Annotated in this window: 21 protein-coding genes and 1 pseudogene; 11 read left to right on the top strand and 11 right to left on the bottom strand. The window is 57.7% G+C overall.

All coding sequences use genetic code 11. The features are described 5' to 3' along the window. Positions 1-287: 287 nt before the first annotated feature. Positions 288-1,526: a glycosyltransferase family 87 protein gene (locus VNM72_03230; GenBank protein HXF04409.1), complete on the bottom strand. Its 1,239-nt coding sequence runs from the start codon at positions 1,524-1,526 to the stop codon at positions 288-290. Positions 1,527-1,862: 336 nt separating this feature from the next. Between VNM72_03230 and VNM72_03225 the strand changes: the two genes are divergently transcribed. From VNM72_03225 to VNM72_03205, 5 genes are all read left to right on the top strand, one after another. Beyond that, positions 1,863-2,267 carry a TadE/TadG family type IV pilus assembly protein gene (locus VNM72_03225; protein ID HXF04408.1) on the top strand — a complete coding sequence of 135 codons (405 nt, stop codon included), beginning with the start codon at positions 1,863-1,865 and terminating at the stop codon, positions 2,265-2,267. Beyond that, entirely contained in the window at positions 2,167-3,468 is a 1,302-nt protein-coding gene (locus VNM72_03220; protein HXF04407.1) for a Tad domain-containing protein, read from the top strand. Before VNM72_03225 ends, VNM72_03220 begins: the two co-directional genes overlap by 101 nt. 130 nt (positions 3,469-3,598) lie before the next feature. After that, positions 3,599-4,069, top strand: a complete 471-nt coding sequence (locus tag VNM72_03215) for a TadE family protein (protein ID HXF04406.1) — start codon at positions 3,599-3,601, stop codon at positions 4,067-4,069. Between the two features lie 149 nt (positions 4,070-4,218). Next, positions 4,219-6,651, top strand: a complete 2,433-nt coding sequence (locus tag VNM72_03210; GenBank protein HXF04405.1) for a choice-of-anchor tandem repeat NxxGxxAF-containing protein — start codon at positions 4,219-4,221, stop codon at positions 6,649-6,651. A 440-nt stretch (positions 6,652-7,091) separates the two neighbouring features. Then, the gene (locus VNM72_03205) at positions 7,092-7,430 is read left to right on the top strand and encodes a hypothetical protein (protein ID HXF04404.1); all 339 of its coding nucleotides are present in this window, start codon (positions 7,092-7,094) and stop codon (positions 7,428-7,430) included. A 145-nt stretch (positions 7,431-7,575) separates the two neighbouring features. On the opposite strand, the gene VNM72_03200 is transcribed toward VNM72_03205, so the two are convergent. Continuing rightward, positions 7,576-8,025, bottom strand: a complete 450-nt coding sequence (locus VNM72_03200) for a hypothetical protein (protein ID HXF04403.1) — start codon at positions 8,023-8,025, stop codon at positions 7,576-7,578. Between the two features lie 288 nt (positions 8,026-8,313). Between VNM72_03200 and VNM72_03195 the strand changes: the two genes are divergently transcribed. Then, positions 8,314-9,456 (top strand): FecR family protein, encoded by a 1,143-nt coding sequence (locus VNM72_03195; protein HXF04402.1) that lies wholly within the window; start codon positions 8,314-8,316, stop codon positions 9,454-9,456. A gap of 324 nt (positions 9,457-9,780) precedes the next feature. On the opposite strand, the gene VNM72_03190 is transcribed toward VNM72_03195, so the two are convergent. The 3 genes from VNM72_03190 to VNM72_03180 form a co-directional block, all read right to left on the bottom strand. Then, entirely contained in the window at positions 9,781-10,524 is a 744-nt protein-coding gene (locus VNM72_03190) for an SDR family oxidoreductase (protein ID HXF04401.1), read from the bottom strand. 3 nt (positions 10,525-10,527) lie between these two features. Beyond that, on the bottom strand, positions 10,528-11,958 hold the full coding sequence (locus VNM72_03185; GenBank protein HXF04400.1) for a tetratricopeptide repeat protein: 1,431 nt from the start codon (positions 11,956-11,958) through the stop codon (positions 10,528-10,530). A 198-nt stretch (positions 11,959-12,156) separates the two neighbouring features. After that, positions 12,157-14,016, bottom strand: coding sequence for a M20/M25/M40 family metallo-hydrolase (locus VNM72_03180; GenBank protein HXF04399.1), 1,860 nt, complete (start codon positions 14,014-14,016; stop codon positions 12,157-12,159). An 83-nt stretch (positions 14,017-14,099) separates the two neighbouring features. Here VNM72_03180 and VNM72_03175 point away from each other — a divergent pair, with 83 nt between their 5' ends. Then, a complete protein-coding gene (locus VNM72_03175) occupies positions 14,100-14,732 on the top strand; it encodes an alpha/beta fold hydrolase (protein HXF04398.1) in 633 nt (210 codons plus the stop codon). Positions 14,733-14,758: 26 nt separating this feature from the next. On the opposite strand, the gene VNM72_03170 is transcribed toward VNM72_03175, so the two are convergent. After that, positions 14,759-15,376 (bottom strand): cupin domain-containing protein, encoded by a 618-nt coding sequence (locus VNM72_03170; protein ID HXF04397.1) that lies wholly within the window; start codon positions 15,374-15,376, stop codon positions 14,759-14,761. Positions 15,377-15,589: 213 nt separating this feature from the next. On the opposite strand from VNM72_03170, the gene VNM72_03165 reads away from it, so the two are divergent. From VNM72_03165 to VNM72_03155, 3 genes are all read left to right on the top strand, one after another. After that, positions 15,590-16,615, top strand: coding sequence for a zinc-binding dehydrogenase (locus VNM72_03165; protein HXF04396.1), 1,026 nt, complete (start codon positions 15,590-15,592; stop codon positions 16,613-16,615). A 39-nt stretch (positions 16,616-16,654) separates the two neighbouring features. Beyond that, entirely contained in the window at positions 16,655-17,719 is a 1,065-nt protein-coding gene (locus VNM72_03160) for an alcohol dehydrogenase catalytic domain-containing protein (GenBank protein HXF04395.1), read from the top strand. 446 nt (positions 17,720-18,165) lie between these two features. Next, on the top strand, positions 18,166-20,214 hold the full coding sequence (locus VNM72_03155; protein HXF04394.1) for an OmcA/MtrC family decaheme c-type cytochrome: 2,049 nt from the start codon (positions 18,166-18,168) through the stop codon (positions 20,212-20,214). Between the two features lie 96 nt (positions 20,215-20,310). On the opposite strand, the gene VNM72_03150 is transcribed toward VNM72_03155, so the two are convergent. Genes VNM72_03150 through folE form a run of 3 tightly spaced genes read right to left on the bottom strand, consistent with a single transcriptional unit; the run spans position 20,311 to position 21,892 of the window. Then, entirely contained in the window at positions 20,311-20,796 is a 486-nt protein-coding gene (locus VNM72_03150) for a tetratricopeptide repeat protein (GenBank protein HXF04393.1), read from the bottom strand. 5 nt (positions 20,797-20,801) lie between these two features. Next, positions 20,802-21,233, bottom strand: coding sequence for a nuclear transport factor 2 family protein (locus tag VNM72_03145; GenBank protein ID HXF04392.1), 432 nt, complete (start codon positions 21,231-21,233; stop codon positions 20,802-20,804). A 50-nt stretch (positions 21,234-21,283) separates the two neighbouring features. Beyond that, a complete protein-coding gene (gene folE / locus VNM72_03140; protein HXF04391.1) occupies positions 21,284-21,892 on the bottom strand; it encodes a GTP cyclohydrolase I in 609 nt (202 codons plus the stop codon). Between the two features lie 308 nt (positions 21,893-22,200). On the opposite strand from folE, the gene VNM72_03135 reads away from it, so the two are divergent. Further along, positions 22,201-23,757, top strand: a complete 1,557-nt coding sequence (locus tag VNM72_03135) for a R3H domain-containing nucleic acid-binding protein (protein ID HXF04390.1) — start codon at positions 22,201-22,203, stop codon at positions 23,755-23,757. A gap of 177 nt (positions 23,758-23,934) precedes the next feature. Here VNM72_03135 and VNM72_03130 read toward each other — a convergent pair whose 3' ends face one another. Together VNM72_03130 and ccsA are read right to left on the bottom strand one after the other, a co-directional pair. Further along, positions 23,935-24,186 (bottom strand): DUF4351 domain-containing protein, encoded by a 252-nt coding sequence (locus VNM72_03130; GenBank protein HXF04389.1) that lies wholly within the window; start codon positions 24,184-24,186, stop codon positions 23,935-23,937. Between the two features lie 79 nt (positions 24,187-24,265). Then, positions 24,266-24,625: pseudogene (gene ccsA / locus VNM72_03125) on the bottom strand (cytochrome c biogenesis protein CcsA). Positions 24,626-24,846 lie beyond the last annotated feature (221 nt).

The raw sequence follows: 24,846 nt of genomic DNA, 5'->3' as shown, positions 1-24,846 counted from the left end.
CAAATATCAGATCAGGTACTTGCTTTTGAGCCCCCACGAACAGAAAAGGGCTATTGACGCTGCTCGCTCGTCCCCTCGATGGCAGGAAATCTATCGCGACGATCGCGCCGTCATCTTTGAGCGGAAGTAGCGCAGACTTTGTAGCGCAGGCTTTATGGAACGCAGACTTTCCAGTCTGCGTAAAAAGATCACAGGCTGGAAAGCCCGCGCTATAGGTAACCCAACCTTTCACGCCTGTGGAAAAAAACACGCAGGCCAGAAAGCCTGCGCCACCAGGAAAACCAGTACTACGAGGACCGACCTGTGGGATGCTCGAATGCCCGCCGACAGAGCAAATAGCCCACCAGAAATGCCGGCGCCATCCAGACCAGCCAAAACTGATTGGCCTGGCCTGGCGGCAACCGATCGGCAATGACCCCCGGCGTGAGGCTTTTCATCGTCGGCGTAGCCGCCGTGAAGGGGAGTGTATTAACGACGACATAGCCCAAAAGAGCAAGAGCTTTCGCGGCCAGACGGCCTCCCATTCTTCGCCACTGGAGGAAACAGCTGATAAGGGCGGGAAGGAACACAACCTGATCATGCACCCAGGCAAAGGGCGTTGTGACCACAGAAACGAGGATCACCGTCGGAAGCTGATGATCCCACCTCCAGGAGTTCCTCCGTTTCCACCCGTGGAGGATGAGCCAGACCAGTCCGATTCCAACGGGCAGAAACTGCACCCACACATTTTCGTGGCCTGCGAGAAGCCGGAGATAGCTTCCCGGAGTTGGAGTAATCCAGAAGGTAGGTCCCTGATTTATCATTGTGCGAAGGTAATCGCCGACAATCGTCGGACGTAAAACGAGAGAAATTCCCGTCGCCAACATGAGTGCTGCGGCTGTGGCAGCGATCACCGTATAGCGTCGCTCCCAGATTACCCAGAGAGCGAGAGCGATCCAAAACAGGTAGAGCACATGAGGCTTGGGTGCGAGAAGAAGTGTCGCTGCTCCAGCCAGCGCCCAACGCCCGACCAGAATGAACCGAAGAAAGAGCGCAATACCAAGCAACATCAGTGGCCCCACCTGCCCCCAAACCAGTGAAGCAAAGGCGGGGACGAAGGTCAGAGCAATGACCCACGACCAGCCGTACCGCCGCGTCTCACCTCCATACGTGCGCCAAAGCAATTGAGCACCGATGAGCAACGCGAGCAAACTCACCAAGAGCCAGGCGACGCGGCCCCCGGCATAGCTCATCAGCCCGAAGGGCAGGACCAGGGGAAGCGCCCACGGCGGGTACCACATCACCAGGGGGAATTGATCCTCTCTTAATCCAAGCGGCCGTTGAACAGCACCAACACTCCCGGGGGAATAGGGATCATCACCGGAAAGAGTGAGTCGAGCGGCTGCCCAATATGCGGCAAAATCATCGAGAATCCACCGTTGCCCTTGAACCTCAGCGGCAAACCGATCCACCTGCCAAACGAATGTCGCCAAGGCTAAAGCCAGAACTGCACCCAAAAGATACCGCCGATGCCACCTCCAGTCCATAACAAAATTCCATGCTCAGGGGCTGTCACATTACCACGCTCGGATGAGAGGAATCAATCTCCGTGGACCTCCGTAATCTTCTTGGCCTGTAAAGAAAGAGCCAGAACATTGCTTAGCACTCATCCTCCCTCTATCGGGTGTCGGCCCAAAGAAAAATACTCTGCTTAACCGATTGACTCCATTTGTAAGCCATCATTAAATTGCCCTCGGCGTCAAGGAGAAGGGGTGTTTCAAACCGATTGGGCTCTGCTCCAACAGATGAAAGAGGCAGAGACAACAGTGCGAGCTAAAAGCACAGGTGCTCAAGAACGAAAAACTGACTATCGGGTTGGAAACATGATGAACCGGGTCGAAAATCCTGCACTCGGGCAGGCGCTCGTGGAGTTCGTTTTGGTACTCCCGATCGTGGCGATTTTGCTCTTTGGGCTCATCGAGATCGGCAATGCGATTAATTCTTATCTCACGATTTACAATGCGAGCCGAGATGGAGCGCGATTGGCTGCTGAGCGAGCCCCGGTCTCAGAGGTACAGGAGCTTGTGCGCACGCTCACCGACCGCCTGCCAGGACCCGGGCCGACGACAACTGTGACGTATGGGCGGGATAATTCCGGCCAAGATATGGTGACTGTGGAGGTGACCTATGCGTATCGCTTCTTACTTTTCGGCAGTGTTGCCATTCTTCGGAACATTGTCCCCTCGCCGTTTCAGCTCCGGGCGCGGACGGTCATGCCCGTGCCGTGAGACTCGGCAGCGCGAACGTGCCGGCGGACAAGTACTCCCCATCATCGCCATCGCCATGCCAATTGTGCTTGGTATGGCAGGGATAGGGATAGACTTTGGGCGCGTCTATATCGCCAAGGTGAGGTTGCAAGGAGCCGTTGATTCGGCTGCCCTGGCGGGAGCGATTCGGCTCACGGACGACCCGGATATGACTCAAGGAGCAGTGTCTACCGGAGCCTCAGAATATCTCACACGAAATTACCCGGAGGCGCAAATACAGAGTTTGGAGCCGGGGTCACAGGTCCGCACGCTTTGCGTCAACGGTCGGGTGGATGTTCCGATGACATTCCTGGCCCTGGCAGGAATTCGGAGTCGAACCGTGACGGCATCGGCCTGTGCTGGGTTCAATGATCTGGAAGTAGTCATGGTCATTGATAACAGCGGAAGTATGAACGGCACTCCAATCGCCAATGTCCGAAACGCTGCCAACCAGCTTGTGGATTTACTCATGCCTGAGGGGAGCGTTCAGTCCGTCAAGATCGGTTTGGTTCCCTTCCGATCCAAAGTCCGCATCCCGGCGGGAGTGGATGGTCTACCGGACGGTTGCCGGAATGCCGACGGGACCCTCAATCAGGTGAAGGTGTACGAAACGTGTCTCGTACCGATCCCTCCAACGATGGGCTTGACGACGAGCAAAACCGCCATCAAGAATGCGATCAGAAAGATGACCGCGCCGGCCACAACCACTGCCAGCTCTGGGACGATTATCTCCGAAGGGATCAAGTGGGGGCGCCACGTACTCACCCCTGATCCTCCCTACAGCGAAGGCGGGAATCCGGACCGGTTCCGCAAGGTAATGATCCTGCTGACTGACGGTGGGAACGACGACGGGCCGACCTATTGCGACGGAACGGCTCGGAATCCAGACGCGAATGCCTATTACGGAATGGGGGTTACTACCTGCCACTGCGATGACAATGGATGTCTTGATCAGGCCGTTCGCACTGAAGCAGATTTGGCCAAGCAGCAGAAGATTGAAATCTTTGTCATTCGCTACTGCAGGAATGGCTGCACCGACTATAGTGACGGACAGCTCCTCAAGTATGTAGCCTCCTCTCGACCTGGAACGGACGATCACTATTATGTTGCTCCCAACAGCACGGCCATCCGGGATTTGTTCAAGAAGATCGGCCAGCAATTGGGATATCGTCTGATCCAGTAACCCGTGACAGGGTTTTTCACCCTTCGTAACCAGATGGGGCAGGCGACCCGCTAGAAGGCGAGCTGACGACAGGTGAAGGGCAGGCCCGCCCCATCTCACTTAGGTCACTGTATGATTTGATTCTAGGGGTATGGAACGAGCGCGAGTACGGACGAGCCGCCGGCAGCGGGGTCAGTCGCTCGTTGAAGCCGCCTTTGTTATTCCCCTTCTTCTTTTCCTCATCCTTGCGATTGTTGATCTCGGCCGATTGGCCTTCGCGTGGGTAACAGTTCAGTATGCGGCCGGAGCCGGCGCTCGATTTGCCGTCACCGGCGTCGGCGAACAGAACGGGACCCGGCTGGGATTGATCAAGCAGGCAGCCAAGCGGTGGAGCGACCTCTTGCCCGGTCAGAACGCCCATATCAATGTCCGGAGCTGGAGAGGTCGTCGTGCATCCGGCGCAGCACGGGAGAACAATGCCGGCGGGCCATGTGACCTCGTTGAAGTCGAGGTACTTTATACCTACCGCACGATTACACCAATAGTTGGTCGCTTGATCCCCCCGATTCAATTTCGCGGGAGAGAACGGATGGTGAACGAGAGATGGGGGACATGCGACTAACCGGACCGGGACCACATGCAGAGTTACGTCAGCTGCAACGGCCATCCAGAGGAGAACACAGCCTCAACAATGTGTCGCTTCCCCATTAATGTCCTGGATCCCGGGGGTCAGGCGTAAGTTCGCGCTCACAGTCCGAGAGTGTGTCGTCTATGTGGAGACGGGGGCTTCTGAGCTTAGTCGTTTGTGATAGTTCAAAGAACAAGAGCTATCTGGTTGTAACGATCTGCTGGGCTCTGATTGGTCTTCACTATTGCTCTCCCCTGGCCCGTGCTCAAGCGCCGCCGGAGAGAACCCTCCAGGTAGTCGCTCTGACTGGCACTGCTCTGGAGGCCGAGGGGAGTTTCTCGCAATTTGGCAATATCGCGCTGAACGACGCCGGACAGATAGCCTTTATTGCCGGTGGGGGATCGGGTTTGTATTTGCAGTCCCGAGATTCTATTAGCCCTCTTGCACTCACTGCGCAAAAGGTGCCGGGACGGGATTCCCTCTTTTTCGACCGCTTCACCAGCGTGGGCATAAACAATCGAGGGGATGTTGCCTTTATCGCATCATTTTTTGGTAGCCAGCGAGGAGTTGCAGTTTTCCTCCATCGGGCTGAGACGAAGGATATTCGCGTCATCGTTTCCTCCGGAGATCGGGTGCCCGGGCCTGTTTTCGCTTCGTTCCAGGACTTCTTGAACGTGTTTGTCGGGGATAACGGAGAGGTGGCCTTCACGGGACTGTTCCGCGATACAGACCTGGGCGCTTTCCTTTTCGCCGGGACTCTCCAACCGGTTGCCGTCCTCAACATGCCAGCTCCAGGGACTGTCGGTGGTCAGTTCACCGCAGCGAGTGTCCAAGCGCTTGCACCTGATGGAACCATATTGATCCAAGCCGGCGTTCAAGGGGGACAGGCGTCCTCCGGTCTATTTCTCTTCCGGGCCGGAGCATGGAGCACTGTCGTTGTGGCAGGACAAACAGCTCCGGGAATCGGTGGGCGATTCAGCCGCTTTAGTAATGCCACTCTCATCTCCACAAGTGGTGAGGTCGCGTTTGAGGGGGCCGTCATCGGGGGACAAGCAGCGGGTGGCATCTTCACTACCACCAACGGCACTGCCCAGCCGGTGCTCCTGGGAGGCCGGCCAATTCCCGCCGCCGGGCAAAGGCGGATTGTTTCGTTCTCGCCGGTCAGGAGTAATCTCCTCGGTGAGTGGGCTGTCCAAGTTACGTTTGACGACAACGCCCGAGGAATCTTCCTCTTTCGCCGCGGCGCACTGAATCTCGTCATATTGTCAGCACAGACCGTGACAGGAAGCAGTGCTCGACGCTTTATTCCAACGGGCGACCTTGCTCTGAATGCATCAGGAATTCTCGCTTTCGCTGGTGAGACGGTCCAGCCGACAACCGAAGGAATCTATCTGTGGGAGGCGGGCCAGATTCGCGCAGCGATTACATCGGAAACAACGATCCCTGCCCCTCGCCACCTTCGCCTGTCAACGGATGTCGGTCTGGGGGATGATGGAGAAGTGAGTTTCACCGCCGAGATGAGCGGCAATGGACTCGGTATTTATCGCGCTAGCCAGGAGGGATCCAATCCCCGGATTCTCATGGGGAAGTTAGCATCTGGAACCAACGGGGGAATTTTTCGGGCGCTCGGCGAAACCCCTTCGCAGCGTCGCCGGGTTGCCGGCCAGAGTCGCCTGGCATTCACAGCTCAAATTACCGGCGGGACGGCCACGATGGGCGTTTTCCGGGTTTCAGGAGAAACGGTGGAGGCAGTCGCGCTGACCGGTCAACCTGTCCCCGGATTGGCCCGAGCGACGTTCAGTGGCTTTGGTCACGCCGTGATTAACTCCGCAGGAACCGTGGCCTTCACCTGTAGCATTGATCAAAATGCGACGGAACAGGAAGCCATCGTCCTTGCCCCACCGAGCAGGCCTCTTCAGGTGATCGCCATCACCCCTCAGCTTGTTCCAGGAACCAGTTTACGATATGGCTTGCTGGCTTCGAAGGATCTCTGGCTAAATGACCGAGGCGATCTTGTCTTCACAGCAGAACTGGATGATACCTCCGAGGCCGTCCTCCTCTACTCCAATGGGCGAACCCGAATCATCGCCCGCTCAGAGCAACCGGTGCCGGGCACGAACGGAGAAGCTCTAGGAACGTTTGGCAGCGTTATGATCAACAATCAAGGGGTCATCGTCTTCGACTCGGTTTTCATCGGCGAAGAGCGAAGCGGTGTCTTCGTCTACGATCAAAACCAGCTCCGTGCTGTCGCCATCAGCGGGATGGAAGCTCCCGGAACTGACGGCGAAGTCTTTCGGGGGGTCGCCCGACCGGCTGTCAACGATCGAGGTGATGTTGCTTTTTATGCTCGCTGGGGGACGGCCGGACGCGGCATCTTTCTTTCCACGACTGACGGCCTCAGTCCCATTCTCCTCAACGGCCAGTCACTGCCGGATGATACAATGAGACGGCTCACGGAATTTCACGGCGTGACTCTGAATAATCAGGGCGATATCCTCGTGTCGGCAGCAGTTGATCTTTCTCCCTTCCCTACGGCACTTCTCCTCGTTCGACGAACAGCTCCTCCCGGGATGTAGGAGGGAACGTTCAGGATCTTCCCGAAAGCTTAGGGCATTCTCCCGTAGACTCACCCCTCTCGAAATAAGACCAGGACCACGGAACAGGATCAATGAAAATAACGGGCCCACCGGAAGATCATAGCTGCCCTGGAAAGTCTGACCACGCGCTCCTCTGAGTGGAGAGGAGCGCTGTAGGGGGAAAGGATCGTTCACACGGGATGGCCCATGTGCTCATGCACGGCATATAGAATGAGGGTGCGTTTGCCAACGGACGAAATTCACCAACCGAACGGTAACCCGTTAGAATCTTTCATCCGCCGGTGATCCGCCGGGAGATCATTATTTGCAGAGGAGAAAAGGAAGGAATCCAGCACCACGCACGTCCTCCACGGAAGCGCTTGATTGAATGGTCTTCCGCATTGCTTATCCAGGGCCATGAATGCTATCCTTCGCATCCGATGAATCCGACGGTTGCGATCATCTCCGCGACGATTGCCGTGGCAAGTCTGGTCTTCGCCATCTTTGGCGCTTCCTGGCTCAACCTGCGTCAGGTTGAGCGATTGCTTGACCAGTTAGAGAAGCGGTTTGACGAGCGGTTCAATTCGCTCGAGAAGCGCTTTGACGAGCGATTTAATTCGCTCGAGAAGCGGTTTGACGAACGATTCAATTCACTCGAGAAGCGGTTCGAGCAGCGCTTCGTGGCCGTCGAGCAACGCATCGCACTTGTTGAACAACGCTTAGATCGAATCGAGCGACAACTGGAAGTATTGTTCAAGCCGGCTCCTCCTCGCGCCTGACCCGGTACTCGGGTCGGCCACCAAGGGCGACTGCACAGCCGCCGTCATTCCTCATCACGCAAATCCTGCTCCCAGCGACGAAGCGCAAGTGTTGGATTATCGGGATAGCCGAGACGGGCTTCTAACCACAAAATCTTTGAGATCGCTAACCGAGAACATGACGGAGGGATTTACCGAGTGCAATCATAATGTAAACGAGGATGGCCGCCTCGATGACATCGAGCACGCCAATCACAGCGAGGGCGCGGCGCACCCGCAGGCGAAAAGATGAAGGAGGAGTCACCTTGCGTTGGAGAGTGGCAGCGAGATGCAAGGTCGTGCGCGTCACTTCATTGGCTGCCCACCCCAACCAGTGATACAGGACGACAAAGATAACCGGCCAGAGGGCGAGCACACCTGGATAGACCAGCACATAGAGAAAAAGCATTGTGAAGTATCCGGCCTCCAGGCGAATGAGGCCGGTCAATTGATTGAGACCGTGGGTCTCACGCGGAGAAAGCGCTCCCTGCCTCCCCGAAGCCACGCGCCACAACGCGCGCAAGCGAATCCAGCCCACGACATTCAGCGCCAGACATGCAGCAGTAAGCACGAGCATGAATAACGTTGCTTGTTGAAAAAACCCTCTCTCCATCACGGCCCTATCATGACCCAGATGCCCGAACCATGGCAAGCAGGATGAGGCCACCCATTACACCCGTGAAAAATGGGCAAGACATCCATCCGATTTCCTCTCGGTTGCTTATCACCGCTGCATCATCTGAATTCCGGGGCGGCTGCGTCGGTCCCACGACCTGTCCGGTTACAAAATTTTAATCATCACCAAGAAGAAAGAAATTGACAGGCCAAAGCTCATCGGTAGAATAACGAGCAGGAGGTGATGACGATGCGAAAAACAGTGAGAACATTCCTGATGGTAGGTCTCGGAGCTATCCTCACACTCCTGACCTTCGCCGACAGTGCCCCGGGACAGTACGTTGTTTCGGCGCGGGCGGGGATGATCAACTATACGCAGGGTGAGGTTGTCTACAGGTCAAGCACGGGGATGTCCTGGGAGAAGCTCACGCGGCAGGATCAGCTCGATAACGGAGATCACGTCATGACCGGCTCGACGGGTCGCGTTGAGATTCTACTCAATCCGGGATCGGTTCTCCGGCTGGATCGAGGCAGCGAAGCCGTCCTGGTAGAAACAAACCTTCCTCTCATCGAAATCGAGCTCCTCTCCGGCAGGGGGATCCTTGAGGCCGGAGAACTCAATAAGGACATCACTCTCCGTCTGAAAACACCACAGGCAACTCTGCGCATTAAGGACGATGGACTGTTTCGGATTGATGTCAGCCCTTCAGCAACCCGGATCAGCACGCGAAAGGGCTCGCTCGACGTCCTCGCCGGGGGTCGAGTGCTGAAGGTAAAAAAGGGCAACGCCGCCGAGATTCGGGAGGGAGCTATTCATATTGCCAAGGCGAATGACCCGATGGATGATTTCGACCTATGGGCTCAGGATCGCGCTGAGGCGATGCTGGCAGCGAATCTGTCACTCACCCGACGCCGGAATTTTACCGAATGGGCGTTCCTTCGAGCCGGTTCCTGGGTCTACGATCCTGTTTTTGGGTTCTTCACTTACGTTCCCTTCGGCTATTTCTACCGTTCTCCCTGGGGCCGAACGTTCGTCTATTGTCCCTATGGGTACTACGACTGGTGGGGGACCCCCTACGGTTATCCCGGGGGCAACGTAGCTGGCGACTCACGCGACCGGGTCCCATCGGCGCCATCGCTGACGCCAGCGGAGGCGAAACTGGGTCTCCGGGTCAATACGCCCCGGCTCAATCGGACTGAGGGCTTCGGTCTACGCCCGCCGGTCATTAATGCTGGCGGCAGGGGACGAATCCCCACCGATGACGGATTTGGTCGAATGCGGGGAACAGATCTTCAACTTCCTCCGCCGAGTTCAGCCCCTGAAAGACCTCTCACGCCCGCTCCAGGTCCCGTTTTGAGCGGGCCAAAAGGAAAAGGACGAACTTCTCAGTGATAGCTTGTCCCCTGAAAGAGCCGTAGAGAGAAGCCGGGAACAAGACTCCGCCGCCCTGGTGATCTCTACGGCTTTATTTTTGAGTGATGGTTTCCGGTCGTTGAAGGGTTGGTATGCAATGAGTTCACGACCTAACGACCGGGAACGGTTCACCTCCGCCATTATCTGTCACTGACGTCGTAGGCGGAGGATGAATGCCCGCCACCTCATGCCGCTCGGACACGAGCCATCTTCCCTCTCCCGCGGGCGGAGAATATCGCCTCCGAAAAGGCCCCTTTTCTCCAGAGGTTCGAAACGATCAACGTTAACTGGTCCGTGCTCTGTTCATTTCCGGGGCGGTTTAGCCGGACGCAGTTCGACGCTGCTCGGTAGACTGCGGGGATCGTGCTGGAGGAGGGCCATCACCACGCGGGCGACATCCTCGGGTCGGAGACGCCAGTCATCGGATTCTTTGGTTCGTCCCCCGAACTCGGTATTGACGCTGCCGGGCATCACCACACTCACGCGGATGTTCTCATAACGCAGGTCATGCATGAGGGCCTCGGTGAATCCGTTGAGGCCAAATTTTGAGGCATTGTACGCCGTCCCACCGGCGAAGGCATTCCGACCGGCAAGTGAGCTGATATTGATGATGTAGCCGCCTCCTCGCTGGCGCATGACGGGAACAACTTCCCGGCAACAGTAGAAGACCCCGGTCAGGTTCGTCGCGATGACATCATTCCACTCGTCAGGCGTCAATTCAGCGACGTGACGAAAGATGCCCACGCCCGCGTTGTTGATGAGAATATCCACGCCGCCGAACATCTCCACGGTGAACTGCACGAGACGTTGAACCTGAGCATAGTCGCGGACATCGCAGACCATTCCGGCAACGGGCTGAGTGGCGGAGCGAGCGCGGGCAGCAAAGCGCTCGCCGAGATCCTTCAGCGCGCGCTCTAGCGTCTCCCTCTGCCGCGAGCAAATCACTACCGACGCTCCCGCGTCAAGCAACGCCTCGGCAATAGCCCGTCCGATCCCCCGACTGCCGCCAGTGACCAGGGCCACCTTACCTTCAAGCCAATCCGACATTGCCTAAATTCCAAATTGCTTGCGAAGATTGTGGACGTGAACTTTCGTGATGCCGAGAATTTCCCCCGCCTTGGTGAGATTTCCTCCAGCCTGTTTGAGGGCGTTTTTGAGCAAAAACTGTTCCAGCGCCTCCTTGGCTGAGTACCAGTTAGGGAGAAAGTTCCCATCGAAGATCAATTTATTGTCGGGAGTGAGTTTGATCCGCTCACTGGTCGAGCGTTGAGCAATCCGTTGCAGCTCCTGATCGAGGTACGGATCGTGCAAGGTCTGAAGAAGTTCGCTCGCGCGCGCGACATATTCCTGTGCCTTCACCGGAGAGGAACCGTAGTAGGCTTCCGCCAGATACAGACAGGACATTCCCTCCAGCCGCTTCTCCCCATAGGTCTCTGCGATCTGAAGGGCTGCCAGAAGTTCCTTCTCAGCCGCGGCTGTATCACGACGACGGGCGGCGGCACGACCAGCGACGATGTGAATCGCCGCTTGAAGCAGATCGTCTCTGGCCTTCGCGGCCTGCGCCAGCGCCTCGGCAGCGATCTTTTCAGCTTTGGGGATTTCGTTCCGCTCCAGGTGGAAATCAGCCAGGGCGTAAAGGATCTGCGCGGCACCGCGCGTGTCTTCCATCCGCTCATGGACCTCGAGGCTGTCAAGGAGCACGCGATGGGCCTCATCATATCGTCCCAGCCGCACGAGCGTCGCCGCCAACCGGCTGGAAGCTCGCGCCAGTTCATCGCTGATGGAATAGCGGGTCAAAAGGATATGGGCTTCATTGAGGAACTCGACGGCTTCCGTGTATCTTCCCGCCGCCGCCAGAAGCTCGCCTTCCAGAGTCAGCGTCGCGGCATAATACCGACAGCGCTCGGTCTCCTGAAGCAACAGCAGAGCAGAATCAAGCAGCTCTTTGGCCGCCTCCGTCTGCCCGAGGGAGAGGCGGCAGGCCCCCAGCGACATCTGTACCAAACCGAGCAGGAATTCGCTTCGGGGCGTTTCTCCGTTCTTGATCAAGCCCTCCGCCTCTGTTAGAAGCGTGGCGGCTTCTTCGACTTTCCCCTGGACGAAACTCATTCGACCCAAGCGAAGTAACCCACTGGCTTTTTCGTACCGATCCCCGAACAAACGATAGTTGAAATAAGCCGCTTCGTAGCGCTGCCGCGCCTGGTCAAGATCGAGTTGACTGAGTGCGTAATCTCCCTGCACCAGTAAGAAGCGAGAATAAGTCCGCGCATCCAGGGAAAAAGGATCAATTGCAGCGAGCAATTGGGGGACCGGTTCAAACCGGGAAAAATACAACGAGACTTCCGCCGAAAGGATGCGGAGCAAGGGGTCCTCACTCCCGCTCAACTCTGCTAGAGCTTTCTCCGCCTCTTCAAAACGCCCGGTCTCCAGAAGCTCCTTTATTTTCTCCGCCGAATTCGTGGCTTCCTTCAGGCTCGACATCACTTCAGTCCTCCTTGTCCCCTGAAATGGTCAACGAATCCTTATGCCCACATAACTGATCAACATTCGTCTCAACACAATGGTTTTGACCCTGTGGATTCGCTGACAAGTTGGATTTTATGTGCGCAATCTCCCGCTTTCAAGACGATTTTTTGTAACCCTCTGGCCGCAGGGGAAACAAACGTTACCCCTGGTGGATCAGCGACGTTCAGCAATAACGCGGACGGTCAGTCGCTCGCTTCCTCGCAGGATGATAAACTCGACCTCCTGTCCTGGCCGCAAGCCCTGCAAGGCGTAGGTATAGTCATAGACGTTCTTCACATCTCGTGGTCCCACGCGGACGATTATATCGCCCGCGCGGAGTCCGGCTTTCTCCGCCGGGCTCCCCGGGCGCACGCCGGCGAGCCGAACACCTTCGACTTCCGCCCCATAATCAGGGATCGTCCCGATTGAGACGCGGAAGCCCATCTGAGTGCGATCCGGCTCGGGGCTCCTCGTCTTGGTGAAAAGGGGTCGCTCCGGCTGTTGTTGCAGCTCCTTCACGATATCCCGCACGAGCGTGACGATGCGACGCTCGCCTTCAGCATTGATCTTCTCGGCGTCATCCGACGGCTTGTGGTAATCCTCGTGCACTCCCGTGAAGAAGTGAAGCACAGGGATATCCTTGAGATAAAATGATGTGTGATCGCTCGGGCCGACCCCATCATCTCGCCCCGAGAACTGGAACCGAGCCGCCTGGTTGAGTCGCTCAAGGAGCGGCTTCCACACGGGCGACGTCCCAAGTCCATAAACGATCAGCGTATTGTCTTTCATCCGTCCGATCATATCGAGATTGATCATAGCGATGACGCGCTCCAGGGGCACTGGAGGATGCTCAACGAAGTGACGCGAGCCGAGCAGCCCCTCCTCCTCTGCGGAAAAGGCGACAAAGAGGACGCTCCGTTTGAGTCGGCGGCGCTCGGCGGCCAGGGCCTGTGCCAGCTCCAGCAATCCCGCCACGCCGGAGGCGTTATCATCAGCTCCGTTGTGAATCTGCCCGGTCTGCATCGGCGCGAGCGAATCTTCCCCTCCCCGGCCCAGGTGATCATAATGGGCTCCCACGATGATGTACTCCCCGCGGAACGTTGGGTCCGCCCCGGGCAACAGAGCTACGACATTGGCCGTCGTCTTTCTCTCCTTAATCACATCCGAGCGGCACCGGAGGCGAAGCGAGGAAAGGGCGAATGAATGGGGTGCTTTCCTGGTGCTCATTTGATGAACGACATCGGTCAAGTCTCTCCCTGCCGTCCTCAGCATTTCCTCGGCCACGCGCTGACTGATGACGAAAGCTAAGACCCCCGAATCACCGAATGTATGATCGTAGCGGAGTCGTGCCAGCGGCTCCTTCGACAAATCCTCCTCGGATGCAATGAACAGGACGCCGCGCGCTCCCTTATCACGAGCGGCAACAGTCTTATAGCGCGGCGAAAGGTAGCGGCCGAATCGGCCGTGGGGATCATCCCCCTCGGGGCTGCCTGTGAGCAGAAGGACAATCTTTCCGCTCACGTCGCTCCCGGCATAGTCGTCATAACCAAGGTCAGGGGCGGAGATGCCGAATCCAGCGAAGACGACATCCGCCTCGACCGATCCATCGCGGGAGAACGCGAGTGGCATAAAATCACGTCCTGGCCGAAAGGCCACTTCCTGTGATCCTCGCATCAGCGTCAGAGCATTGTCCGGACCCAGTCGAATCCCCGATACGAAGGAAAATGACTGGCGGAAGCTATTCTGCTCACCGAGCGGTCGAAGACCATAGGCGCGAAACTCCGAAGCGATGTAGTCGGCCGCCTTCTCTGCCCCTTCGGTTCCGGGCTGTCGCCCGGCGAGCGCATCCGAGGCGAGGAATCGGATATGGGCGTCAATTTCTTCGGCTGTGATAGCGGCGCTGCGTGGAGGCGTCCTCTCGCCAACGGCCAACGAGACCGAGAGCATCACCGCTACCAGGATAATGACGGGCACGCCGCCTGTGAGAAATCCCATCGTGCGGTTCCACCGCGTCGTGTAGACCGCTCTTTCCATACACTCCCCCCACGACAAAGACCTGGTCATCGAACAGGATGAGAATCTAACACCGCTAATTGCCGGATGCAAAGTTTTTTGCTATGACAAGACGTCATCTTATGGACGTGATGATCCCAGCAGCTCATGGCCAGCTCGAGGGCCTGCTCGAAGGAGAAGGGGAACCGGAGCCGCAGGCGGCGGCCATTTTGTGTCACCCCCATCCGCAGTACGGCGGAACCATGCACAACAAGGTCGTCTACCGTGCCGCTCAGGCTCTGAGAGAGAGCGGATTTGTCACCCTGCGATTCAACTTCCGGGGCGTGGGCCGGAGCACGGGAACATACGATTTCGGCATCGGCGAACAGGATGATGTTCGGGCAGTCATTGACTTCATGGCTCGCCGATATGAGAGAGCGCGCCTGTGGCTCATCGGTTACTCCTTCGGGGCCTGGGTGGGGTTGAATGTTGCTTGTAGTGACGAACGCGTCACCGCCATGGTCGGGATTGGTCTGCCGGTTGACGCGAACGACTTTCAGTTCCTCGCCCACTGCTACAAACCCAAATTCTTCATCCAGGGGACAAATGACGAATTCGGCTCGGTGGAGCACCTGAACGCACTGTTATTGACACTGCCGGAGCCCAAGGAGGTCATTTATATCGAAGGGGCCGATCACTTTTTCACCGGGAAGCTCGCCGAGCTGAAAGCGGCCGTCCTGACCTGCGTGAGGCGCTAACGTCAAGAGCGGACGTGCCGTCGGGTTCATTCGCCGTTGGATTCCCCTTTCGCGTTGCCAATAGGCTGGCAGGGCGTGCCGGAGACAGCCTGGCTGGAAGCAGTCCGAATCAGATCTCGAAGCGCGGGATTCTCCATCAATCGGCTGACTTCACCGGATGAGAGCGCGCGGGGGCGATCTCGAACAGCATCCACGATGCAAAGGAAACCGAAGGGTTCCTGGCCGGCGTTGATGATCTGATGCGGCGCTTCCGGAGCAATGTAGACGGTGTCAAGGGGTACAACATCGAATCGGTGGGGCGCAGCGACGACAATTCCCTTCCCTCGAACCGCTACGATGACATGAGCATGGTCGTGTTTCTCCAGGCTGGTGTACCCACCGGGAGCCAGCTCGAAATAGCGAAGATGAAAATCGGTGGCTTCCTGCCCGGCACCGATCAAAACACAACGGACGGCCTGCGCCCAATTGGCAGGAACATCCTTGTACGGTCGGGTCGGCACGCCCTCCCAGCGATAATCGCTGCGAAATTTGTAACAGCGACTCTCAGCCGAAGGCGCTTCCCCTCCCGATGGAAAGCGGGCCCGTGGGGTGTTACCGGCTTCGGTGTCGGGATTGGAGAGGTCGCAAACGACGGGCTCTGGCACCGCCTTCGTTCGGTCGAGATGAACCGAGTGATCGCTCACGGCACAATCGTATTCGAGCCGGAGGTGGCTTTCAAGGGTGCGCGAGGCTTCTCGAGGGTAGTCTCCGGGGGAGGGCCAAGTCCCATATCAGGAGGCCTCTCACGGCCATTGGCAGGTGTCCGGCCTTGGAGTAGAATCATGCGTCACTGATCACGGCATGTTGAGGAGAATGGGATGCTAGCCAATGTTCTTGTTCGTCCAGGGCTGCTGGAATTGCGAGAGGTCGAAAAGCCCACGCCGGGTCCAGGCGAAGTGGTCGTCAAGATTCGGGCGGCACTGACCTGCGGGACCGATTTGAAGGCGTACCTGCGCGGCCACCCCAAAATGCCGATGCCGACGCTTTTTGGTCATGAATTTTCTGGTGAGATCGCGGATGTCGGGCGTGGAACCCGACAGTTCCGCGAAGGTGATGCCGTGATGTCGGTCCATTCGGCCTCCTGTGGACGCTGCTACTACTGTCAGCAGCAACAGGACAATCTCTGCGACCTGACGATGTCGGCCAAGATTTTGGGCGCGTACGCCGAGTACATCAAGGTTCCGGCTCATATCGTCGAGCAGAACATGTTCCCCAAACCGCCGAACCTGGCTTTCACTGAAGCGGCGATACTGGAGCCGTTGGCTTGCGTCGTTCACGGGCTCGGTTTCTTGAAATTTCACCGCGACGACACGGTTTTGATCATCGGTGCGGGAGCCATCGGGCTCATGCACGTACTGTTGTTGCGTGTGTTTGGCCTGCGTCATATTGTGGTTTCCGGTCGGCGGTCGTTTCGTCTCCGGCTGGCGCGCGAGTTGGGAGCCAGTATTGTGATTGATGCTGACCATGAGGATACAGCGGAGGTTGTGCGGATGGTCACCGACGGGCGGGGAGCTGACATCGTCATCGAGTGCACGGGTCGGCCCGAAGTCTGGCAACAGGCGATTTCCCTTGTGCGCCGCGGCGGCCAGGTCGTACTGTTTGGCGGGTGCCCCTCGGGTACGACGATCGCTTTGGATACAGCCCGCATTCACTATGACCAGATCACATTGATCAGCCCGTTTCACTACACCCGGCGCGCCGTTCGGCAAGCCTACGAACTGCTCTGCGATAATCGGATCGAAGTGGGCAAACTCATTACGGGGCAGTTCCCACTGACTCGGCTCCTGGAAGTCTTCGATCTCCTCCAACGGGGCGACTGCGTGAAGTATGCTGTCATTCCCTAAACGGACCACGAGCGTGGCGTCCCGCGACAGGTGAGGCCAATGAAGGTCGCCCGGTTGTACGACGTTGACGATATTCGCATCGAGGAAGAACCCATTCCTCGCCCCGGACCGGGCGATGCATTGGTGAAAACCGTAGCCTGCGGGATTTGCACAAGCGACATCATGCCCTGGTACGTGCGACGGAAAGCTCCCGTCGTTCTCGGCCACGAACCCGTCGGTATCATCGCCGAGATCGGAGCCGCCGTCAGAGGATTTCGCAGGGGGGATCGTGTGTTTGTCCACCATCATGCTCCCTGCTGCGAGTGCAAACACTGTCGGCGCGGGGACTACAGCCTCTGCGAAACCTGGAGGCGATCGAAAATCATTCCCGGGGGAATCGCCGAATATTTCCTCGTGCCGGAGACCAACCTTGCGACCGACACGTTGTTGCTGCCGGAGAGCGTCTCGTTCGAGGATGGTGTACTCATCGAGCCAACGGCCTGCGTGGTGAAATCGCTGAGAAAGGCTGGACTCGCCCCGGGCGATGACGCCGTCCCGGGTTCGCCGCCAGGTGCTCGGCCAGATGTCAAGAGCCTCGTCGTCATCGGGCTGGGAATCATGGGCCAGCTCCACGTGCTCCTGGGCAGGACCTGGGGGGCTCATCCGATCATCGGCGTTGAGAAGATTCCCCAGCGCATTCAAATCGGACGGGAACTGGGCTGCGACCTTGTCCTCAATCCCTTAAACGAATCCGTCATCGAAGGCGTGCGCGAGATCACCAGGGGAGAACTGGCCGACATCGTTATCGTCGGTCCCGGATCGCGCGAAGCAGTAGCCCTGGGCCTGGCCTGTGCCGGGCGAGGCAGTCGCATCATTCTCTTCACACCGCTTCCCCCGGGTGAGACGGTCGAGATCGAGCCGTTTCACCTCTACATGAACGAGATCAGCCTGATACCAAGCTATTCCTGTGGGCCGCCCGATACGCGACGCGCCCTGGAGTTGATCTCAGCAGGAATCATCACGGCCAGGAAACTTCACCTCCAATCGTTCCCTCTCCACCGAACACCAGAAGCCTTCCGGGCAATGGCCGAAGCTCGAATCGTCAAAGCCGTCATCACCTTTTGACGTCGGGCCCAAAGTAAAAGGCTGCCGTGGGGGGCAGCCGTTGCGGTGAGGTCTCTTTTTTGTAGGAAGGCCATGCAAGGTGAGGGTTGCTGCGGCCCCACGACAGCCGAAGATCAAAGATCAGAGCGTTCATCCTTTCTATTGCAAACTCCATGCCACAGGACTGTTCCTCAGGGTTCCTCACCTTATCCCCAAGTAAACCAAGGCACGATCCATGATGATTACTTTCAGGCCCCGCCATCAAACTGCGTCATCTCACCCACCTCCGGGGGCATTTTACCCAGCCGCTTTCCACGGGAACTTAAGCTTTCGTCTAACTTCTTTTGACAAAACTCATTGGGGATTGCCATCCTCTCCGACAAATTGTGGCATAGCATTTGCATTGTCTACGATCCGAAGCAGTCGTTGACGAGCAGAACGAATTGCCATGAAGGAGGAACCGGGATATGAAAAGTCGGGCAAAGATCAAGAGGCTCGCCTTCTTACTATTTGTCGGAGTTTTTGCACTCATCTTTCTCCAGGAGAGTAAGAGCCAGGATTATGATCAGTACCACCGCATTACGCAACCGGGGCTTCAGGTGAAAATTCTCTCGGTGACGATTCCGCAGGACCGCCGTCCGGTGGTGACATTCAGCGTAGCCGATGGAGCGGGCAATCCACTCGACATTAACGGCGTCACGACCATGGGGCCGGTGGATGCCCGGTTTGTCATCGCACGAATCAAGCCCAACGAAACCCAGTACACAGCCTATACCGTGCGCACCCAGACGGGAGCGGTCCTGGGAACCGTTGAGCAAGCGACGACCGATTCGGGCGGAACCTTCACCTTCTTGAGCGATGGCAAATATACCTACACCTTCCGCACCGCCTTGCCGGAGAATTACGAAGCGACGGCGACCCATACCGTTGCCGTTGGAGCGAGTCGCAATCTCACGGCGTTTGACGGCAAGACCTACTACGACGACGACACCTTCACCTTCGTCCCGGCGGGAGGGGAACCCCAGGTGGTTCGAGATGTCGTCGGAACGGCAAGCTGCAATCAGTGCCATGATAACCTGGGCGCTCACGGAGGCCGATGGAATGACGTTAAGACCTGCGTGCTGTGCCACACGCCACAGACGGCGGATCCCGATACAGGCAACACGGTTGACTTCAAGGTCATGATTCACAAGATTCACCGAGGCGCCGAGTTGCCGAGTGTGCGTGCCGGTAATCCCTACCAAATTATCGGATTCCGCCAAACGGTCCATGACTTCTCGACCGTCGAGTTCCCCACCGACATTCGCAACTGCCAGAAGTGCCATTCCGGGGCCAGTCAACAGGATCATTACCTCAATCAGCTCTCCCGTGCCTCCTGTGGCTCCTGCCATGATGACATTAACTGGGAAACGGGAGCCAATCACGGACCGGGAATCGTCGCTCGCTCCGACTCCACCTGCACGCGCTGCCATACTCCCACACAGGCACCCGGCAACGAGTTTGATAAGCTCTCGGTGGCCGGCGCTCATCTGATCGAATGGCAGTCGAGCCAGTGGCCCGGACTGGTTTACGACATCGTCAATGTGACCAACACGGCTCCGGGGCAGAAGCCAGTCGTCACGTTCTCGGTCAAGGATAAGAATGGAAATGTCATTCCTCTGGCTCAGCTGGATCGGCTGGCTCTAGTCATCGCCGGGCCGACGAAGGATTACAGCCAGTGGTGGAGCGAAGATCCCCGTGCGAGCGCCACGACCGATGACAAAGGCAATTACACCTACACCTTCAATCGGGCTCTTCCCACCGATGCCGTCGGAACGTGGGCCATCGGCATCGAAGGTCGGCGTGTGGTCAAGATCAACAAGGACGGCGAGGAAATCAATTATCGTGATGGCGGAACGAACGTGGTGAAGTATTTCGCCGTCACCGATAGCGCCCCCGTTGCTCGCCGCGCCGTCGTTGACATAGCCAAGTGCAATGCCTGCCACGATCGCTTGTCACTACATGGATCCAACCGCATCGGCAGCGTGGAGCACTGCGTCCTGTGCCATAATCCGAATCAGACGGATGCCAACCGTCGCACACCTGACGTCATGCCCGCCGAGACGGTGGACTTCCGGGTGATGATCCACAAGATTCATACGGGCGAAGAGCTGCAAAACAAGCCTTATGTCATTTACGGGTTTGCTGTCCCGCCCGCCGTGGGGACGCGAATTGACTTCAGCGAGGTACGCTATCCCACCGATCGTCGCAACTGCGAGAAATGCCATCGAACGGACACCTGGTTGCTGGATCGAATGCCTAGAGACCTCCTTCCCACGGTCACTCCACGCGGGTTCATGAACCCCACCAAGCCGATGGCCGCCGTGTGCACCTCCTGCCACGATGGGGTTGACGCTGCGGCTCACGCGCAGTTGAATACGACGAGCTTCGGCGAATCCTGCACCGTCTGCCACGGAGAAGGAAAAGAGTTCTCCGTGCGGAAGGCGCACTCCCGCGTGGATACGCGGTCATTCTAGGTTGATACCGGATAGAGCGGCGCCCGTCAGGGACGGTCGCTCTATCCCAATTTTTTCTTCTCGGGGTTCAGGATTTTTGGGCCAGGAATATCAGTCCTAGTTGAGCAAGCTCTCGACGCGCTTGAGGGCGAGGTAGGCCGCGCGGTAGCGTGGCTCGATCTCTAGCGCCTGACGATACTCGCGCGCGGCTTCCTGCCACTTTCCCTTCATCTCGTAGATGCGGCCGAGGTTAACGTAGGGGTAGCAACGCGCCTCGTAGCGGGGCGCTCGCTTGGCTTTCTCCAACCACGGGATGGCCGCGTCCAACTGACCTTTCTCGATCAAATAGGCACCGATGTCGTTATAGGGATTGCCGAAGTCAGGATCCACCTCGATGGCTTTGAGGCATTCGGCAATGGCCTCATCAATTCGGCCGAGAAAGCTGTAGGTCCACCCGAGAAAAGTATGGGCTTCGGCTGTGGGATAGACCTCAAGGGAGCGTTTGTAGAGTTCAATCGCCCGGTCCAGTTCCCCTCGCATCTGACATTCATAGGCCTGCTGCCACAAGGCCAGGGCCTCGGCTTTGCGCTCCTCATCGTTCATGGCGGCTACTGGACTATCGCCCCCGTTACTTCCGACGATAGCTCGCTGGCCACGGGCGATGCATGATGATGAACGAGAAACCACTCCCCCTGGCGGCGGAGAAAAATGTTCGTGGCTTGAGCCAATCCCGGCGACATGCCCTCGTCATGATAGGCCGTGATGTTTTCCAGACAGGTCACCCAGCCAACATCGCCGATGACGTGAACGGAAATATCCGTGAGGATAATGCGCATGGCCCGTGTGTGATCGAAAATCTGGGCCCAACTCCGGCGAATGTTATGCCAGCCGGTGATCATCTCCCACCCCGGATGAATGCATTTGACCCAGTCCTCATGCAGCCACACCCGTTCCATCGCAAGCAGGTCGAGATGTTCGAGAGCCTCATAGAACCGACGATTGGCCTCTTTCACCACCGTGTGATCCGCGCCACTCATCATCCCCCCACATGAGACGATTGCATCCGTGATCCCGTCCTCCCGCAAGGGAGTCATTCACAGGATTCCGGCTCGCGGTGCTTGCCCGACTGCTTCCTCAAGCGGGCGAAAAACTCTTCTCGCCAGGTGGACTCCTGGAAACAGCCCCGTGCTGCGGTCGTCGTCACCCAGCCAGGGGCTCGCCGACCCCGCATTTCCATGCAGAGATGGCGCGCTTCCAGCATCACCATGACTCCCTGCGCCGCCAGCGCCCGCTGGAGATAGTCAGCCACTTGATCGGTCAATCGTTCCTGCAACTGGAGCCGCCGGGCGAAATGTTCGACGATTCGAGCAACGCTACTGAACCCCACGAGAGTCGCTCCGGGCACGTATCCGATGTGCGCCCGACCGTAAAACGGGAGCCAGTGGTGGACGCAGAGGGAATAGAACGGTATCCGGCTGATGACGATTATCTCCCGGGAATCTCCCGGATGATCGAGGCGGGTCAGATCCGGCTCGACCTCATTCCCATCGCCGCTCAGCATCTCCACGAAAAACTCCGCAGCCCGACGGGGGGTCTGCTTCAACTCGGGATCGCTTTCGGGAGTGAGACCGAGCAGTTTGAGAATCTGCTCAAGGTGATGACTGATCTGGACGATTTTTTCCTGCCTCGCGTCTCCCATAATTCGGGATGAGCATAGCACAGAATCCGTCTCCGAGAAAATCAGAGCGGCCGCCTGTTGCTGTCCCTCGACTTCAGCGAAGATGTAGGTCGTGAACGAGGGGGTGGATGGGGCGACGAATCTCCTCAATGTGGTTTCGGTGAGCGAGGGCGAAGCTTGGGACACAGATGGCGATCGAGAGGATCTTCTGCACGCTCTGTGCGTAAGGTGGCGCACCTTCAGCCCTGCGAACTCCTCCGGAATCCCTCGTGGACATCCTTGCCGGTCGTGGCTATCATTGATGAGTTGAGACGAGGAGTTATTAAGGGATGGGACAGCGACGTATTGAAATCACCGATGATCTTGACCTCCTGCTTGAAGTGCTGCCGGCACGCATCCGCGAGGAGTTGAAGAGACAAACCGATGCCAGCGAACTCATCGAAGTCGTCCTGGATCTCGGACGTCCGCCTGAGGCCCGATTCCCCTCACGGGCCGTCTATCTTACCGACGGACCCGTGACCCGCGAAGATCTCCAATTCGTGGTGAGCCGCGTCGGTGCGTTTACAAAAGACAATCGCGCCGGCATTGAACGCACGCTCCATCGAATTTCTGCCATTCGCAATCGGCGCGGCGAGGTCGTAGGATTGACCTGTCGGGTGGGACGCGCCGTTTTTGGCACGGTGGAGATCGTCAAGGACGTAATTGAATCGGGCAAAAGCATCCTCTTGTTGGGCAAGCCCGGAGTGGGAAAGACGACGCTCCTACGCGAAGCCGCTCGCGTGCTCGCCGATGAGCTGGGCAAACGCGTCATCGTCGTAGATACCTCCAACGAAATTGCCGGGGACGGCGATGTTCCCCATCCGGGAATTGGTCGAGCCCGACGAATGCAAGTTCCCTCCCCCGAATTGCAGCACGCCGTGATGATCGAAGCCGTCGAAAACCACATGCCCGAAGTCATCGTCGTGGATGAGATCGGAACGGAAGCCGAAGCCCTGGCCGCTCGCACCATCGCCGAACGTGGCGTTCAGCTCATTGCGACGGCCCACGGTAACACGCTCGATAACCTCCTGATCAATCCGACGCTGTGCGATCTCATCGGCGGGATTCAGGCCGTGACCCTGAGTGACGAGGAAGCAAAACGACGTGGCACGCAGAAAACTGTGCTCGAACGCAAAGCGCCTCCGACCTTCGACGTCCTGATCGAGATTCAGGACAAAGATCGCTTCGCCATCCACCATGATGTAGCGACTGTGGTAGACCGAATGCTCCGCGGCATAGCTCCGCGTCCTGAAATTCGAGTTCGTGGCGAAAGCGGCCACATTCAGGTTCTTCCTCCACCGCCGACGGAGAGCGAGAAGGCGCCAACCCCTTCGACTTTTCCTTCGGCTCGCCAGCGTGCACCGCTCAAAATCTTTCCCTTCGCCGTCAGCCGGGATAAACTCCGCCGAGCCATTGAGGAGTTAGGCGTTCCCGCTCAGGTGACGACGAACGTGACCGAAGCCGACATTATCGTCACTCTCAAATCTCACGCCAAGAGCGAAGGACGCCGACTCCGCGAGGCCGCCCGCTGGAATATTCCCATCGCCGTCCTCAAGAGTAACACCACCACACAAATGAAGAACTTTCTCATCGAGGAGTTCAGGCTCGGTGCACCAACGGAGGTCGAAAGAGCCGACCAATCCCTGATATCCACAGAACAATCTGCACTGAATGAGGCAGAAGAGGCTATCGAAGCCGTCCTCTCCCACCGCCGACCCGTGGAATTGTCTCCCCAAAACGCCTATATTCGCCGCTTGCAGCACGAACTGGTGCAGCGATACGGCCTCATCTCCGAAAGTAAAGGTCAGGAACCTTTCCGGCGGGTCGTGATCTATCCGCGCTTCTGAACCGACGAGAAAAGGGCCCAGCACGAGCTGTTATGGCAGGAACAGGAAGCGTTGAGTCCTCCCCCTCTCCTCAGCCAATCCAAGGGAAGTGTGCTGGGGTGACGCCATGAACCGGCAGACTCCGGGACCGGGCGCAAAGGTTCACGTTCCATTTCACACCCATCCCGGTGCGAGGTTTCATCCAAATACGTCTTCCAGAGATCGGGCTTCGGGTACTCGAAGGACCCACTCCTCGAGTGTGGTTTGATCAGCCGCTTCAATCCTTTGTCCGACCCACTCCGGTAGCTTCCCAAAGCGGCGTTCGAGCAATCGCCGAAGCAGTGTCACCGCCTCTTGTCGAACTCCCTGTTGCAGCCCTTGTTGAAGGCCCTCCTGAAGCTCCTTTTCGAGTCCCTCTTTGCGCCCCTCCTCGATGATAAATTGGTACATGCTCGACTCTTTCAATTGTTCCAGCGGTATCCTCCCGATGAGGTCCAACAACTCGGCTTTATCATATCTCTCACGAGCGTCAGGCGTATGAGTGCAGGCCCGGAAGAATAAAACTCACACCGAGGTAAGTGAACATGACGGCGATGAACCCGAGGACAGCGAACAGGGCTGCGCGACGACCTTTCCATCCGTGCGTGATCCGCGTATGGAGGAAAAGGGCGTAAATGAGCCAGGTAATAAGCGCCCAGGTTTCCTTCGGGTCCCATGCCCAATACCGACCCCACGATTCATTGGCCCACACCGCACCAGTGACAATCATCAACGTCAGCAGGGGGAAGGCGACGGCAACAGCGCGATAGGTGAGGTGATCAAGTGCCTCCAGCGATGGAGCCAGAGCGAGGATCCGATCGAGCTTCCAGCCGAAGAAGACGACGAACGCCGTCAACATCAAGGCCGCCACCACAGCCGCGATCTCCAGAGCATTCCCCCGAAGACTCAATTCCATTCGCGATCCAAATTGCTGGAGCCATGCCGCCGGAATGATCTCCCGTTGCGCTGGATCAATCAGATCCACTCCCCGAAGAGGATGTCTCAATCTGAAAGCGAGAAGCCCCAGTCCGGCTAGCTGAACGAGGCCCGTCGCCCACGCCATCACGTAAC

It is taken from the genome of Blastocatellia bacterium (genome assembly GCA_035573895.1).
In the GTDB taxonomy this organism is placed as follows: Bacteria; Acidobacteriota; Blastocatellia; order HR10; family HR10; genus DATLZR01.
The sequence above is the reverse complement of the archived record's forward strand: the minus strand, read 5'-3'. Positions and strand labels throughout refer to the sequence as shown.

What these genes read in the sequence shown, in the direction of transcription:
- VNM72_03210 (HXF04405.1), top strand. Translation starts at nt 4,219, where the DNA reads ATGTGGAGACGGGGGCTTCTGAGCTTAGTCGTTTGTGATAGTTCAAAG.
- VNM72_03205 (HXF04404.1), top strand. Translation starts at nt 7,092, where the DNA reads ATGAATCCGACGGTTGCGATCATCTCCGCGACGATTGCCGTGGCAAGT.
- VNM72_03150 (HXF04393.1), bottom strand. Translation starts at nt 20,796, where the DNA reads ATGAACGATGAGGAGCGCAAAGCCGAGGCCCTGGCCTTGTGGCAGCAG.
- VNM72_03175 (HXF04398.1), top strand. Translation starts at nt 14,100, where the DNA reads ATGACAAGACGTCATCTTATGGACGTGATGATCCCAGCAGCTCATGGC.
- VNM72_03135 (HXF04390.1), top strand. Translation starts at nt 22,201, where the DNA reads ATGGGACAGCGACGTATTGAAATCACCGATGATCTTGACCTCCTGCTT.
- VNM72_03190 (HXF04401.1), bottom strand. Translation starts at nt 10,524, where the DNA reads ATGTCGGATTGGCTTGAAGGTAAGGTGGCCCTGGTCACTGGCGGCAGT.
- VNM72_03220 (HXF04407.1), top strand. Translation starts at nt 2,167, where the DNA reads ATGCGTATCGCTTCTTACTTTTCGGCAGTGTTGCCATTCTTCGGAACA.
- VNM72_03160 (HXF04395.1), top strand. Translation starts at nt 16,655, where the DNA reads ATGAAGGTCGCCCGGTTGTACGACGTTGACGATATTCGCATCGAGGAA.
- VNM72_03165 (HXF04396.1), top strand. Translation starts at nt 15,590, where the DNA reads ATGCTAGCCAATGTTCTTGTTCGTCCAGGGCTGCTGGAATTGCGAGAG.
- VNM72_03155 (HXF04394.1), top strand. Translation starts at nt 18,166, where the DNA reads ATGAAAAGTCGGGCAAAGATCAAGAGGCTCGCCTTCTTACTATTTGTC.
- VNM72_03200 (HXF04403.1), bottom strand. Translation starts at nt 8,025, where the DNA reads ATGCTCGTGCTTACTGCTGCATGTCTGGCGCTGAATGTCGTGGGCTGG.
- VNM72_03180 (HXF04399.1), bottom strand. Translation starts at nt 14,016, where the DNA reads ATGGAAAGAGCGGTCTACACGACGCGGTGGAACCGCACGATGGGATTT.
- VNM72_03215 (HXF04406.1), top strand. Translation starts at nt 3,599, where the DNA reads ATGGAACGAGCGCGAGTACGGACGAGCCGCCGGCAGCGGGGTCAGTCG.
- VNM72_03130 (HXF04389.1), bottom strand. Translation starts at nt 24,186, where the DNA reads ATGTACCAATTTATCATCGAGGAGGGGCGCAAAGAGGGACTCGAAAAG.
- folE (HXF04391.1), bottom strand. Translation starts at nt 21,892, where the DNA reads ATGGGAGACGCGAGGCAGGAAAAAATCGTCCAGATCAGTCATCACCTT.
- VNM72_03195 (HXF04402.1), top strand. Translation starts at nt 8,314, where the DNA reads ATGCGAAAAACAGTGAGAACATTCCTGATGGTAGGTCTCGGAGCTATC.
- VNM72_03145 (HXF04392.1), bottom strand. Translation starts at nt 21,233, where the DNA reads ATGATGAGTGGCGCGGATCACACGGTGGTGAAAGAGGCCAATCGTCGG.
- VNM72_03225 (HXF04408.1), top strand. Translation starts at nt 1,863, where the DNA reads ATGATGAACCGGGTCGAAAATCCTGCACTCGGGCAGGCGCTCGTGGAG.
- VNM72_03185 (HXF04400.1), bottom strand. Translation starts at nt 11,958, where the DNA reads ATGTCGAGCCTGAAGGAAGCCACGAATTCGGCGGAGAAAATAAAGGAG.
- VNM72_03230 (HXF04409.1), bottom strand. Translation starts at nt 1,526, where the DNA reads ATGGACTGGAGGTGGCATCGGCGGTATCTTTTGGGTGCAGTTCTGGCT.